Genomic DNA, 14,952 nt, shown 5'->3' on the forward strand with positions numbered 1-14,952 from the left:
TGATAAAATTAAGTGTAAAGTCGGGACTGTGTATTTGAAAAAGTACACAGTTTTTCTTATATAAAATAGCACATATTGGAGGAGAATGAGAATGGATCAAGCAGCATTATTTACTATACCTTATGGGGTGTATATACTAACAACAGAATATGAGGGAAAACAAAATGGATGTATAATAAATACTTTAGGGCAGGTTACAGATGAGCCAGTTAGAATAAGTTTTACAGTGCTAAAGAGTAGTTTAACTCATGATTTAGTCTTTAAATCAAATAAATGTTCATTGTCTATATTAAGTAAAAAAGCATCTTTAGATATAATTAAGCAGTTTGGATATGTTAGTGGAAGAGATGTGGATAAGTTTAAGGGTATGGAATATAGATTAGATGAACTTAATAACCCTATAGTAGAAAAAGAGTGCGTAGCTACAGTATGTTGTAAAGTCACTGATAAGATTGACCTTGACACTCATACTCTATTCATATGTGATGTTGTGGATGCAAAGAAACTAAATAATGAAAAGTCTATGACTTATAGTGATTATAGAGATATTAAATCAGGCAAGAGATTAAAGGAAGACGAAGCGGAAGATTCACAAAGAGAAGAGGAGCCTATATACGAATGTAAAGTTTGTCATTACATTTATGATGGCGATATTCCCTTTGAAGATTTACCAGATGATTATATTTGTCCAATATGTAAGAAACCAAAATCTGTATTTATCAAACAAAATTAATTATAGTTTTAAATCATTAAAGACTATTTCATTTAGAAATAGTCTTTAATCAAATAATGAATAATGTGATAAATTTTATGATAGTGAGTTAAATTCAGGAGGTGATTGCTATAGAAAACCTCATAATATCAATAAATGTTGTACTTCCATTATTTTTAATAATATCATTAGGATATTTTTTTAGAAAAATAAACTTATTTGATGATCATACATTAAAGGTTATGAATAACTTAACCTTTAAATCTTTTTTGCCGATATTAATATTTTTTAATATTTATAATGCAGATTTAAGTTCAGGAATAGATTTTAAACTCATAATTTTTGCAGTTATGAGTATCGTTTCAATATTCTTAGTAATGACTTTTATAATTCCTAAGATTGAAAAGGATGATAAAAGAAAGGGTGTTTTGGTACAAGCTATTTTCCGTAGTAATTTTGTTCTTTTTGGACTACCAATTGCTATATCGTTATTTGGAGAGGAAAAGGCAGGAAGTGTCTCTATGCTTATTGCATGTATAATTCCAACTTTCAATTTTTTAGCTGTAATTTCTCTTGAAATGTATAGAGGTTTAAAAATAGATGTTAAAAAGATATTAAAAGGGATAATAACTAATCCTCTTATTATAGGATCGACAGTTGGACTCTTTATGTTAGCAACAGGAATTAAACTTCCTAATGTTCTTGAAAGCACTATAGGAGATTTGTCAAATGTAGCAACCCCATTAGCGCTTGTAGTATTAGGGGGAAGTTTTAAATTTGATGCTTCTCAGGAAGGTATGAAACAATTAATAATTGGAGTAGTAGGTAAACTAATTATAGTTCCAGCTGTTTTTATTCCTATTAGCATATTTTTAGGATTTAGAGATGTGGAGTTAATAACTCTTCTTGTTATGTTTTCAGCACCAGGAGCAGTATCTTCATTTACTATGGCAGAGCAGATGGATGCAGATGGTGAGTTAGCAGGTCAAATTGTTGTATTTGGATCAACTTTTGCTGTATTTACAATATTCTTTTGGATATATATTGTTAAAAGTTTGGGATATTTTTAAAGTGGAGATATTAGAAAAATTAGTGTTGAATACTATATGATAAAAAACGTATAATATAATAAAAGAAAGAGGTGGAATTTATAATGAATATAATAAAGAAGAATGGAAAAGTTGAAGAGTTTAAAGAAAAAAAGATTTATACTAGCATATTAAATTCAGCTACTGATATAGGCAAATCTGAACTAAATGAATCTGATCTTAAAGTATTAGTTTCAGATATAATAAGAAAAATAAGCGAAATTAGAAAAGATGGTACTCCAACTTCTTCCTATGAAGTTAAAGGAGTAATTATTAATGTTTTACTAAAGGATGGATTTAATGAGGTTTGTAAGTCTTATATACATTTTAAATAATAAGTAAAATAACTAGGAGCAAAAATATGAATAAAATTTTATATATAATAATAATAGTTTTAATTATGGGAGTCTTTCTTAGGATATTTCCATATTTATTGATATTCGGAATTGTAACATGGGCAATAGTGAAAATTTATGGATTCTTTAACAGAAAACCAAATACAAATAATAAACAAGGTTCAACCTATAAGTATGATGCACAAGAGAAGCAAGAGAATGTTTCAGAAGATGATTCAGATGATATAAATGAAGCAATCGATGTAGATTACAAGGATGTCTAAATTGCATATAGAGTGCAGTTAATGTATAATAATACTATTAAAATAAGTTTTTACAAACATTTTTAGAGGGGGCACACAATGAAGAAAATTAAAATGACTACTCCATTAGTTGAAATGGATGGAGATGAAATGACAAGAATTCTATGGAAAATGATTAAGGATGAACTTATAAATCCTTTTGTTGACCTTAAATCTGAATATTATGATTTAGGATTAGAATATAGAAATAAAACTAATGACCAAGTAACATTAGATTCAGCTGAAGCTATTAAAAAGTATAAAGTTGGAGTCAAATGCGCTACAATAACTCCTAATGCAGGAAGAGTAACAGAATATGACTTAAAGGAAATGTGGCAAAGTCCAAATGGTACAATAAGAGCAATATTAGATGGTACTGTTTTTAGAGCACCTATTGTAGTAGATTCAATTAAGCCTTATGTTAGAAATTGGGTTAAGCCTATAACAATAGCAAGACATGCCTATGGTGATATTTACAAAAATGTTGAAATGAAAACTAAGGGAAAAGGTAAATGTGAACTTGTGTTTACATCTGAAACTGGAGAAGAAACAAGAGCATTAGTACATAACTTTGAAAGCGATGGAGTAGTTATGGGAATGCATAACATAAATAAATCTATCGAAAGTTTTGCTAGAAGTTGCTTTAATTTTGCATTAGATATAAAACAAGATTTATGGTTTGCAACTAAGGATACCATATCAAAGAAATATGATCATACTTTTAAAGATATTTTCCAAGATTTATTTGATGCAGAGTATAAAGAAAAGTTTGATGCAGCTGGTATAGAATATTTCTATACATTAATAGATGATGTTGTAGCAAGAGTAGTTAAGTCTGAAGGTGGAATGATTTGGGCCTGTAAGAATTACGATGGAGATGTAATGAGTGACATGGTAGCTACAGCTTTTGGTTCTTTAGCTATGATGACTTCAGTTCTAGTTTCTCCAGAGGGAAATTATGAATATGAAGCAGCTCACGGAACTGTTCAAAGGCATTATTATAAACATCTTAAGGGTGAGGAAACTTCAACAAACTCAATAGCTACTATTTTTGCATGGAGTGGCGCTTTAAGAAAAAGAGGCGAGCTTGATTCAAATAAGGAACTTATGGAATTTGCAGATAAAATGGAAGAAGCTTCCATAAAAACTATTGATGATGGTATAATGACTAAAGACTTAGCAGTACTTACATCTTTGAATAATGTTAAGACTGCAAATAGTTTCGAATTTATTAAGGCTATTAGAGATAGGTTAGAAAAACTTATCTAATAATTTAGAAAACTAAATCCGAAATTACAAATAATATTGTAATTTCGGAATTTTTTTATATCTTTGAGATTTACAGCTAGAGAAAAATGTTATACACTAGTACTAGTAAATGGTTTCAATAAATTTAATTTATAGTTTGGACGAATAGTATGATAACGTTATAGTTTACATACAGTTATATTATAAACAGGAGGATATGAAAAAATGAATGATGTTTTAGTAATATGTAAAGGTACAACAGGACAATCCAAGGCTTTCCAGAAATTTATGGGTGAGTATATTGTAAAAGAAAATTTACCAATAAATTGGGTATATGCTAATGAAAACCAATATCTCAATGAAATTTCAACAAAGGATATAAAAATGGTACTTATATCACCAGAAGTCCTATTTGTTGAAGCTAAAATAAAGGCAGAGTTAGATTCTAAGGATATTAAATATATATCAATTAAACCAACTGCATTTGGATTAAGACAAACAGAAAAGTTTATGCCAGAGGTTAAAAGTATTCTAGGAATATAGGTATTATTTATGAAAATTAATAGTAAGAGTCATATTTAAAGAGAACATCAAGGGATACATAATATCTTGGTAGAACAATTTATATTTAAAGGAAACAATTTAAATTTTGTATAACTTAATTTAAAGTGTTTCCTTTAATGTTTATGTATGACTTTAATAGATTATAAAAGTCAGAAACTTATATTTTGAAAGGGAGGGATTATAGTGGCATTTTTAAATTCAGCAATAGTAAAGTATCCAGTAGAAGAAGTTTTTAGTGTATTTATTAGAACTGCAAAAAAAGATTTTCCTAAATTTGATGAAAAAAATCCTGTTGGGACATCTGTTGTAAAGAAAGTTAGGGGTGCGAAGAAATCAGCTAAATCTGCAGATTTAAAAGTTGAAATTACTGAGTATAAAAAAAATGAGTTGTATAAAATAACTAGTACAAGTGCTGATACAGTTTATTATTCAACATATAAATTTGAAAAAAGCGATGAAAATTCAACCATGATTACACTGATAGAAGAAAATGAAACAAAGGGAATGATTAGATGGGCTAGCCATTTATTGCAAAGCTTATCTTTTAGTGGGAAAGTCAAGAAAAGATTTCTCTATTTTATGGACATACTAGAGCGAGAAATAGAAAGCATGAGAGAAAAGCTTGAGAAGAATTCCAAATCAAAAGCAGAAGAAGAAAAAAAGATAAATGATAGGGCTGATGCTAAAAAAGTTAAGGCGACTTCATTACTAGCTGAAAAAGAAGCTAAGAAAATTATACTTGAAGCAAATAAAACTGAAGTAATAGAGGCTAAGGAATCAGGAGAAGAATAAAAGTAAGATTTTTAAAACATCCTTGATTAGTAAAAGGAATAATATTAAATTTGTATATATAAAAATGTATCGATGCCTTCGATACATTTTTTTCTTGTGGTATAATGTAACCTAAAGATAATTATATATCCAGCTAAGGCTAGGGTAGAATTGAAATAGGAGGAACCTATGGAAAAATTGTTAATATTAGATTCTAATTCACTTATGAATAGAGCATTTTATGCGTTACCACCTTTAACTAATAGTGAGGGAATTCATACAAATGCAATATATGGATTTACAAATATGCTGCTAAAGTTAAAGGAACAAATAAAGCCAGATTATATAGTGGCGACCTTTGATAGAAAGGCACCTACATTTCGACATAAAGAGTATGAGGAATATAAGGCAGGGAGGAAAAAAATGCCTCCAGAGCTTGCAGAACAATTTCCTTTAATGAAAGAATTATTAGAGCTTTTAGCAATAAGTATATATGAAATAGATGGTTTTGAAGCAGATGATATTATTGGTACAGTAGCAAAAATCGCAGAAAAGAGTAATATGGAAGTATACATAGTTACTGGAGATAAGGATGCGCTTCAACTTGCAACAAAAACTACTAAGATTGTTATAACTAAAAAAGGAGTATCAGAGACAGCTGTTTATGATGAAGATACCTTTATAGAAGAATTTTCAGTTACCCCTAACCAATTTATTGATGTAAAAGGATTAATGGGAGATAAGTCAGACAATATACCTGGAGTACCAGGAATAGGAGAAAAAACTGCATTTAAATTAATTCAAACCTATGGGTCAATAGAGGAAGTATTAAAGAATATTGACAAAATTAGTGGAAATAAACTTAAAGAAAATTTAGAGAATTACAGAGAACAGGCTATTTTTTCTAAAAAGTTAGCAACTATTTTAACTGAAGTACCAATTGATATTAATTTGGATGAAATAAAAAGTAGAGAAAACTACGATAGAGGAAAGCTTAAGAAGCTTTTATTTAGATTGCAAATGAAAACTTTACTAAATAAAATTAGTGAGGGTGAAGAGGAAGAAGAGGATAATATTGTTGTAGAGAAGATTAATACCTTAGAAAAGATGAAGGAAGCATTAAATTCAGAAAAAGATACTTCATATATTGCCTACAAAACATTAAAATCATTACTATATTCTAAGCTAGAACTCGATACTATTATATTAGGTGGAGAAAGCCTAGTAAAAGAAATAAATATTACAGAAATATTTGCACAGAATAGAGAAGAGGCTATAAAGGTTTTGAAAATATTTATGGAGGATGAGTCACTTAAAAAAGTAATTCATGATGCAAAGGAATTAATATCATTTTTATATAAGGAAAAAATACAGTTAAAATCTTTGGAGTTTGATACAGCAATAGCTGCATATTTAATAGATTCGTCTAAGGGGCAATATAAATTAATTAATGTAGTTAATGAATACTTAGGAGAAGATCCTAAGGGTGATGACGGGGAGGCTAAGCTTGCAAGTTACATTAAACAACTAGCAGATGAGTTTAAAAACAGAATCGTGAAGGATAGTATGGAGGAGTTATATTATGATATAGAGCTTCCATTAGTATTTGTTTTATCTGATATGGAATGCCAAGGTTTCAATATAGATAGTACTAAATTAGATGAATTAGCAGTTAAATTTAAAGGTCAGATAGAAGAAACTCAAAAGGAAATATTTGAGCTAGCTGAGGAGGAATTTAATATTAGTTCCCCTAAGCAGATGGGAAAAATATTATTTGAAAAGCTTGACCTACCAGTAATAAAAAAAACAAAGACTGGATATTCTACGAATATTGAAGTATTAGAGAAACTTTTAGATAAACATCCTATTATTGAAAAGATTATTTTCTTTAGACAAATAACAAAATTAAATTCAACTTATGTAGAAGGATTAAAAAATGTAATTGATGAGGATGGAGCAATACATTCAAGCTTTAATCAAACGGTAACTACAACAGGTAGATTATCAAGTACTGAACCTAATCTTCAAAATATACCTATAAGGCATGAAATGGGTAGAGAAATCAGAAAGGTATTTATTCCGAAAGAAAAGGGCGATATTTTATTATCTTGTGATTACTCTCAAATTGAATTAAGAGTACTTGCTCATATAGCAGAGGATGAGAATATGATAAATGCTTTTAAGGAGCATAGTGATATTCATACAAAGACAGCATCTGAAGTTTTTAAGGTTGATTTAGATGAAGTAACTCCAATTATGAGAAGTAGGGCAAAGGCAGTTAACTTTGGAATTGTATATGGCATAAGTGATTTTTCATTAGCTCAGGATTTAAAGATTACAAAAAAAGAAGCTGGTGAATATATGGATATTTACTTTGAAAGATATCCTAAGATAAAATTTTACTTAGAAGATGTGGTTAATACTGCAAAGAAAGATGGGTATGTCCTTACTATGTTAAATAGAAGAAGATTTATCCCAGAGATAAAATCATCTAATAAGATAGTTGAAGCATTAGGAGCAAGGCTGGCAATGAATGCACCAATTCAAGGAACAGCAGCAGATATTATAAAAATAGCAATGGTTAATGTATATAATAGATTAAAAAGAGAAGAATTAAAAAGTACTTTAATTTTGCAGGTTCATGATGAACTTATTTTAAATGTTAAGGCAAATGAAGAGGAAAAGGTAAGAAAATTAGTTGAAGAAGAAATGGAAAATGCCCTTAAATTACTTGTACCTATGGAGGTAGATGTAAATGAAGGAACTACATGGTATGAAGCTAAATAAAGGAGGTATTCTAAAATGTTAAAAATCGGATTAACAGGAGGTATTGGCACAGGTAAAAGTACAGTTTCAAAAATGCTTTTTGTATCTGGATTTAAAATTTTAGATGCTGATCTTGTAGCAAGACAGGTCCTAATTACTTATCCAGAGATATTAGAGAAAGTTAAAATAGAATTTGGAGAAGGATATTTTGATTGGAGAGGGGAATTTAGAAGAAAAGAGTTTGGAAATTTTATTTTTAGATTTCCTAAACAAAGAGTGAAATATGAAGCTATAATAATGCCATATATAAAAGATGAAATCGAAAAAGCGTTTAAAAGATATGAATCAAATGGAGAAACTTTAGTTATATTAGATGCACCATTACTAATAGAAACAGGTCTTTATAAAGAAATGGATTATATAATATTAGTATGGGCAGAAAATAAAAATCAGATTCAAAGAGTGAAAATCAGAGATAATATATCCAATTTAAATGCAATTAGCAGAGTTAATTCTCAGATGTCTATTGAAGAGAAAAAACAATTTGCCAATATAATAATAGATAACAATGCAGAAGTATCAAAGACTGAAAGTCAGGTCAGAGATATAGTAGAGTTCTTGAAAGAATTAGGCTGGAAAGGAGATAAGGATGAAGTTTAAGAAATTAGTTATAGCATTAATATTAGTTGCTATGGTTATAGGTGGTGTTAACTATGTTGTAAAGGAATATATTTTTCCTTTTAGACATAGAGAAGTGATTTTAAAGTATTCAAAAGAAAATAATCTAGATCCTTATCTTGTTGTATCAGTAATTATGGCAGAAAGTAAGTTTAATTCAGAAGCTAAATCTAATAAGGATGCTATGGGACTTATGCAAATCACCACTGAAACTGGAAAATGGATAGCAGAGCAGATGGGGCTTGATGAGTATACTGAGGATAAACTATACCAAGAAGAATATAATATAAAAATGGGATGTTGGTATTTAAATAATCTGTATGAGGAATTTGAAGATATAGATTTATCTATAGCTGCTTATAATGCAGGTAGGGGACGAGTTAATGAGTGGTTAGCTAGTAAAGAATACTCTTTGGATGGGGAAAATTTACATTACATACCCTATAAGGAAACAAAAAAATATGTAGATAAGGTAAATACATATTATAAGATATATGCAAAAATATATGGAAATTAAGAAAGTATAGCACAAGGAAAAAATAATAAAAATTTTCTTATGATTTCTATGAATATTTTAGTAGGCATTGTTAGCTTGGAGGAAATTTTCAAATAATAATTAGAAGTTAACGTTTATTATTAACTTCTAATTATTGCAATATATATATAGATGATATATTATATAGATATAGGCAGATGTGGTGGAATGGCAGACACGATATCTTAAGGGGGTATTGAGTGAATACTCGTGCGGGTTCAAGTCCCGCCATCTGCACCAAACAAAAAGCAGCAACTTTTTTAGCTAAGTTACTGCTTTTTATTATTGTAGCACTAGCTAAAATTAAAATAATAAAACATCTTTCATTAAGGGGTGGAATATGGAACAATTTAATTTTATAGATGAAGAGAAGAAAAGAATTGTTTATTATAAATGGAAATCTGATGATAATAATGTAAAAGGGATAGTACAAATAGCTCATGGTATGGAAGAAAGAGCAGGAAGATATGATTATTTTGCAAAAAAATTAAATAAAGCCGGATATGTAGTTTATGCTAATGACCATAGAGGCCATGGAGCTACAGCAAAGAACAAAGAAGACTTAGGATATATAGCTGATAATGATGGTTTTAATTTAATGGTTAAGGATATGCATCAACTTACTGACATTATAAAAGATGAAAATCCTAATATACCTGTGATTTTATTTGGACATAGTATGGGATCGTTTTTAAGTCTTAGATATGTAGAATTATATGGCGAAAATATAGATTCTTTGATTCTATCAGGTACTAATGGCAAGCCTAAAAGCATTACAAAGCTAGGGATATTAATTTCAAAACATGAAATTAAGAAACATGGTAGAAAGCATTTAAGTAATGTTATGGAGCGGTTAGCCATTGGAGGATATAATAAAAATTTTATGCCTTATAGAACAAGCTCAGATTGGCTATCCTCTGATAAAGAAGAAGTTGATAAATTTGTAGCGGATGAATATTGTGGGTTTATATGTACATCTTCATTTTATTTTGATTTATTAAGAGGTTTATGGGAAATGCATGAAACAAATAATCTTGGAAGAATCCCCAAAAGGTTACCTATTCATATGGTATCTGGAGAAATGGACCCTGTAGGAAATCAAGGTAAGGGTGTAATTAGTCTATATGAGACATTAAAAAAAATAGGGCTAGAAAATGTTAATTATAAATTGTATAAAGATGGAAGACATGAAATGTTACATGAAATTAATAAAGATGAAGTGATCCATAATATAATAGAATGGATAAAAAAGGATATATAGTCTGTATTTAATATCATAAATTACCAATAGGGGAGTACTAATGAATAATAAAGAAAGTTATGATAGGATTTTATATATAGAAAAGAATAAATCTATTTTTGTCGCCATTATCGCATTAGTGATAAGTGGTGTCATAGGAATTTTTTCAAAAGATTTTCCTGATATAAGTGGCCATTTCTATTCTATTATATATCTAGTGTCCTGCTTTATAGTTATCCTATTAATCACATCTATATTAAAAGTGGAGAAGAATGGTTACTATAAATTTATACGTATAATATATTACTGTATTGTAATTTATAATGTGAAGTTTTTATTACCTGAAATAAGTGAACCTAGTTCATTTATTATAATTCAATATAAAGGGGCAGCTACTGTAAGTATATTAATGAATGTGATAGTACTAGTATTTTTGAAAATAACTAGGGGCATAAATAATAAGGGTGTTAAAAACAATATTATGTATGTTTTATTTTTTAGCTTACTAATAATAAATCACATAGTATTGATGCAGGGAAAGGAAGCTGGAATAGCAGTTTTTATAAACATAATTAATTTATTTTTGATTGTAATAATTAGACTTAATTTAAAGGGATATAGTATAATAAAAGGAAAAAAAATCAATATTTTATTATTTATATTATTAATGTTAAGCTTGGTTTCTTGTTTAGACATTATTTACATAATTCTTCCAAGAAAAATATTAATGGTTGAAATAATAATAGAGATAATAACTTTTATTGGTTTTTGCATTTATACTATATTCACATTGGAAAAGTTATTAAATAGTCCTTATAAAGGCTTATTTAATAATCTATATAATCAAAATTTAAATATGAATAAGATTAATAATGAGATTGAAAAAAAGAATATGGAATTAGAATTTTCTCAGGTACTTATAAGAAAAAAGGAAAGAATGTTTAAAAACTTTTTCACAAATATTCCAATGCCCTTAGCCATTGTTTCTAGTAATGAAAGGATTCTTTTTACTAATTCAAGTTTTAAGGATTTAATTGATAAAAAGATGATAAAGAGCATAATAAATAGAAAGATATTTTCATTGATTTCTGTAGAAGATAATATAATGGAAGATGCTAATAGCCAAGTGAAAATTATTAGTGGACAAGTTATTATTAATAATGAAATCAAGTACATAGATATGGAATTCATGGAGATATCAGAAAATAAAGATGACATACTTATAATATTTAATGATGTAACCTCTAAAGTCAAAATTAATAAATTAAAGACGCAAATGGAAAACACCTCATTTCAAGAGAAGATAAAAAGGGATTTTTTATCTAATATCTCTCATGATTTAAAGACTCCCATAAATGTTATATATTCAGCAGCTCAGCTTATAGATGTATACATTAAAGGCAATAAAATAGATCAATTAAACAAATATATTGTTATTTCAAAGCTTAATTGTATGACATTAATTACACTTACAAACAATTTAATTGATAATAGCAGAATTTATTCTGATTATTTATCTGTAAACTTACAAAATGAGAATATTGTTAGAATCGTAGAAGAAACAGTAACATCCTTAGTTGATTATGCTAAAAGTAAAAAAATAAATTTAATTTTTGATACTGATAATGAGGAAATTTATTTGAATATAGATGAGGATTTTATAAAACGAATAGTAATTAATATTATTTCTAATTCAATAAAATTTTCTAAAGAGAATGGAGAAATCAGTGTTTTAATAACAACTCTTGCAGAAGAGGTTTTAATAAAATTTAAGGATAATGGAGTAGGCATGGATGAGGAATTCACTAAGACTGCATTCTCAAGGTATTCAATGTCTAATAAGAATAAAAATCTCAATAAAACGGGAACAGGAATAGGATTATTTGTAGTTAAAAATTTAGTTGAAAAACAAGGCGGAAATATAAGTATTAAGAGTAAAATAGATAAAGGAACTGAAATTGAAGTGAAGTTTAAAAAGGGGTTATTAGATGAACATTGAAAAGAATAAGATAATAACACAATTTAATATAAGCGAAGGATGGTATGTGAGTAAATATTTCAAAATCATAGTTCCAAGTGTAGTTATATTATCATTACTGTTTACTAAAGGAGATATCTTATTTTTTTCTTTGACAGAAGCTTTATGTGCATCTTTTGCAGCGGGGGTACCTATAATAACTTTTTTAAGAAAAGATGAAAAGGAAGAAATGTTTTATAAATATGTTGGTATTGGATTTTTATTTATAAGTTTATTAACATTTGCAAAAGCAATAATACTTAGTGAAATTGCTGTATATCTGGAATACAATATAATAAATATGCTTAATTTAATTACATTCTATTTAGAGTACATAGTAATATTATTAGCTTTTTATTTAAAACTTAAAAAAAGATCGTTGAAGACTTCAATATATATAAATTTATTTATTTCAATTATATTTTTAGGAATTGGAATAGGGATATATAACAATATTATTACAAATACAATTATTCTGAATTCTGAATATCAGTTAGCCATATTAGCATTACTTACCATTATAATGGTAGCCTATAAAGGGAAAAATATAATAGGCAAGGATGAAAGAAAAATTATATTTAGATACATAATATTTATTGTGCTTCATCAGAGTTTTTATGTTCTATATGTTAATTTAAATGTAAATTGGATATACTTAGCAGGAGTTTTTAAATACTTAGCCTATTATACTGTGTATGAGATAATATTAAAATATGTTTTATATAATTCCTATTCAAGAGTTAAAAAAGATCTGGAGAGTTCAAAAAAGGTTGAAGAAGAATTAAATACAATACTAAAAGGTAGAAATAGGACTCTAGTAGAAATGGAGAATATAATAGATAAGAGGGGAAAACGATATGGTCAGCTTATTGATTCTATTTCAGATGGAATAATAATTTTTTACTTTGATAAAATTTATTACGTCAATAAAGAAGCTTTGAATTTAATTGGATTTAATGACTATACTGATCTAATAAACATGAAATTTAATTTTTTTGTGGAACATATTTTATCAAAACAAGTTACACTAGATAACGTTAAGGATATAAGTTTGTTAATAAAAAAAGTACAATCTGGAGATGAAAAAGAAATCAAAATTGACATATCAAGCAATGATGGAAGTCAATATGAGATGTATATTATGAATATTGATAATTTGAATAGATTTATTTATATAAAAAATGTTACTGAAATGAATAAGAATCATGAATTTAAATTAAGGTATAAAGAGTTTTTAAAGTCAGAAGATCTAAAAACAGAGTTTTACGCTAATATATCTCATGAACTTAGAACACCTATTAATTTAATATATTCAGCTATTCAATTAACCCAAATTAATATAAATGATAATAATATGGAAAGTATACAAAAAAGCAATGAGATTATAAAACATAATTGCCTAAGATTAATTAGAACAATCAATAATTTTATAGATACTAATAGAGTTTCTGAAGGCTACTTAGTTCCTAATTGTAAAATCTATAATATTATTTCTATTGTAGAGAATATTGCCCTTACTTCTAATAAATATATAGAGCAAATTGACAATACACTAATGTTTGATTCAGAAGAAGAAGAAGTTTATGCTGAATGTGATAAGGAAATTATGGAAAGAGTTATTTTAAATATTCTTTCAAATAGTGTTAAATTCGGAAAACGTGGAGGCAAAATTGATATTAATATATCCTCTGAATCTGATATAATAACAATAGTAATTAAAAATAATTCATATATAATAGATGAAAAATCAAAACTCTTCTTATTTGATAAATTCACAAAAATAAACAGGTCTTTAAATAGAAAAGAAGAAGGAAGCGGCTTAGGCTTATACTTAACCAAAGAGCTTTTACTTTTACAAAAAGGGACAATAACATTAGAATCAGATGTTTCTTCAGGAACAAAATTTATTATTACATTGCATAGATCCCATGATTCAAAACATTTTGAGTTAGAAGAAGATTTCGAGATGAATCCTGTTGAGAATGTAGTAGATATAGAATTTTCTGATATATATCTATAAAATGAAAGCATAACAAATTTCTTGAAAGCATAAATATATAAATAATAATACTATGTTAAGAGAGGTTATAATGGGAAAAATATTTAAGGTAAATGGCCAATTTAAATTACTGCCTTTAATAGGGTCGATACTGCTACCTATTTCAGGATCAGTATTAGTGGGATATTTAAATAGAAATGCAATGGCTATTTATAGTAGTTTAGAAAGACCTAGTTTTGCACCACCGAGTTGGATATTTATGGTGGTTTGGCCGATTCTTTATATTTTAATGGGAATATCGGCCTATAGGATATATATGATTAGAGATCAGGGTAAGGATGTTGGGAAGGCTTTGTTTTTTTATCTTATTCAGTTATTATTAAACTTTTTGTGGAGTTTTCTTTTCTTTTCTTTTCGATTATATGGATTAGCCTTTATAGAGCTAGTAATATTATTTATCTTTGTATTGATAACTTTTGTAAAGTTCATAAAATTAGATAGGGTAGCAGGTTTTTTATTGATACCATATATTCTTTGGCTTATGTTTGCTGGAGTATTAAACTTTATGATTTGGGTGAAAAATGAGATGTAGATTTAAATTTTATTATAAAGTTTAAATAGTATTGGTAAAAGTATTGAATTTTAATGTAGAAAAAAATATAATTATAACTATAATGTAGATAGTCGATTATCTAAT

The 14,952-nt window shown here is 27.6% G+C and carries 15 protein-coding genes and 1 tRNA gene; all 16 read left to right on the top strand.

Annotated features, from left to right (window positions below; genetic code table 11):
* Positions 1-91: 91 nt before the first annotated feature.
* The 16 genes from CLVI_RS04850 to CLVI_RS04920 all read left to right on the top strand — a co-directional run bounded on the left by CLVI_RS04850 (position 92) and on the right by CLVI_RS04920 (position 14,847).
* Positions 92-733, top strand: coding sequence for a flavin reductase (locus CLVI_RS04850; RefSeq protein WP_170065591.1), 642 nt, complete (start codon positions 92-94; stop codon positions 731-733).
* Between the two features lie 101 nt (positions 734-834).
* Complete coding sequence (locus tag CLVI_RS04855; protein ID WP_341458734.1) at positions 835-1,782, top strand: AEC family transporter; 948 nt, start codon at positions 835-837, stop codon at positions 1,780-1,782.
* A gap of 83 nt (positions 1,783-1,865) precedes the next feature.
* Entirely contained in the window at positions 1,866-2,135 is a 270-nt protein-coding gene (locus tag CLVI_RS04860; protein ID WP_106058999.1) for an ATP cone domain-containing protein, read from the top strand.
* 26 nt (positions 2,136-2,161) lie between these two features.
* Positions 2,162-2,419: a hypothetical protein gene (locus tag CLVI_RS04865; protein ID WP_106059000.1), complete on the top strand. Its 258-nt coding sequence runs from the start codon at positions 2,162-2,164 to the stop codon at positions 2,417-2,419.
* A gap of 78 nt (positions 2,420-2,497) precedes the next feature.
* Positions 2,498-3,706: an NADP-dependent isocitrate dehydrogenase gene (locus tag CLVI_RS04870; RefSeq protein ID WP_106059001.1), complete on the top strand. Its 1,209-nt coding sequence runs from the start codon at positions 2,498-2,500 to the stop codon at positions 3,704-3,706.
* A 204-nt stretch (positions 3,707-3,910) separates the two neighbouring features.
* Positions 3,911-4,228, top strand: coding sequence for a hypothetical protein (locus tag CLVI_RS04875; protein ID WP_106059002.1), 318 nt, complete (start codon positions 3,911-3,913; stop codon positions 4,226-4,228).
* A 204-nt stretch (positions 4,229-4,432) separates the two neighbouring features.
* Entirely contained in the window at positions 4,433-5,041 is a 609-nt protein-coding gene (locus CLVI_RS04880; RefSeq protein ID WP_170065592.1) for a DUF3284 domain-containing protein, read from the top strand.
* A gap of 168 nt (positions 5,042-5,209) precedes the next feature.
* Positions 5,210-7,807, top strand: coding sequence for a DNA polymerase I (gene polA, locus CLVI_RS04885; RefSeq protein ID WP_106059004.1), 2,598 nt, complete (start codon positions 5,210-5,212; stop codon positions 7,805-7,807).
* A gap of 15 nt (positions 7,808-7,822) precedes the next feature.
* Positions 7,823-8,446, top strand: a complete 624-nt coding sequence (gene coaE / locus CLVI_RS04890) for a dephospho-CoA kinase (protein WP_106059005.1) — start codon at positions 7,823-7,825, stop codon at positions 8,444-8,446.
* The gene (locus tag CLVI_RS04895; protein WP_106059006.1) at positions 8,436-8,981 is read left to right on the top strand and encodes a lytic transglycosylase domain-containing protein; all 546 of its coding nucleotides are present in this window, start codon (positions 8,436-8,438) and stop codon (positions 8,979-8,981) included. The genes coaE and CLVI_RS04895 overlap by 11 nt, the downstream gene beginning before the upstream one ends.
* Positions 8,982-9,153: 172 nt before the next feature.
* Positions 9,154-9,239 (top strand) — tRNA-Leu (locus CLVI_RS04900).
* Positions 9,200-9,361, top strand: a complete 162-nt coding sequence (locus CLVI_RS17375) for a hypothetical protein (RefSeq protein ID WP_170065593.1) — start codon at positions 9,200-9,202, stop codon at positions 9,359-9,361. The genes CLVI_RS04900 and CLVI_RS17375 overlap by 40 nt, the downstream gene beginning before the upstream one ends.
* The gene (locus tag CLVI_RS04905) at positions 9,340-10,260 is read left to right on the top strand and encodes an alpha/beta hydrolase (RefSeq protein WP_106059007.1); all 921 of its coding nucleotides are present in this window, start codon (positions 9,340-9,342) and stop codon (positions 10,258-10,260) included. Before CLVI_RS17375 ends, CLVI_RS04905 begins: the two co-directional genes overlap by 22 nt.
* Positions 10,261-10,300: 40 nt before the next feature.
* Positions 10,301-12,238: a sensor histidine kinase gene (locus CLVI_RS04910; RefSeq protein WP_106059008.1), complete on the top strand. Its 1,938-nt coding sequence runs from the start codon at positions 10,301-10,303 to the stop codon at positions 12,236-12,238.
* Entirely contained in the window at positions 12,228-14,276 is a 2,049-nt protein-coding gene (locus CLVI_RS04915) for a sensor histidine kinase (RefSeq protein WP_106059009.1), read from the top strand. The genes CLVI_RS04910 and CLVI_RS04915 overlap by 11 nt, the downstream gene beginning before the upstream one ends.
* A 70-nt stretch (positions 14,277-14,346) precedes the next feature.
* Entirely contained in the window at positions 14,347-14,847 is a 501-nt protein-coding gene (locus CLVI_RS04920; protein ID WP_106059010.1) for a TspO/MBR family protein, read from the top strand.
* Positions 14,848-14,952: the final 105 nt, after the last annotated feature.

This window comes from Clostridium vincentii (genome assembly GCF_002995745.1).
GTDB lineage: Bacteria > Bacillota > Clostridia > Clostridiales > Clostridiaceae > Clostridium > Clostridium vincentii.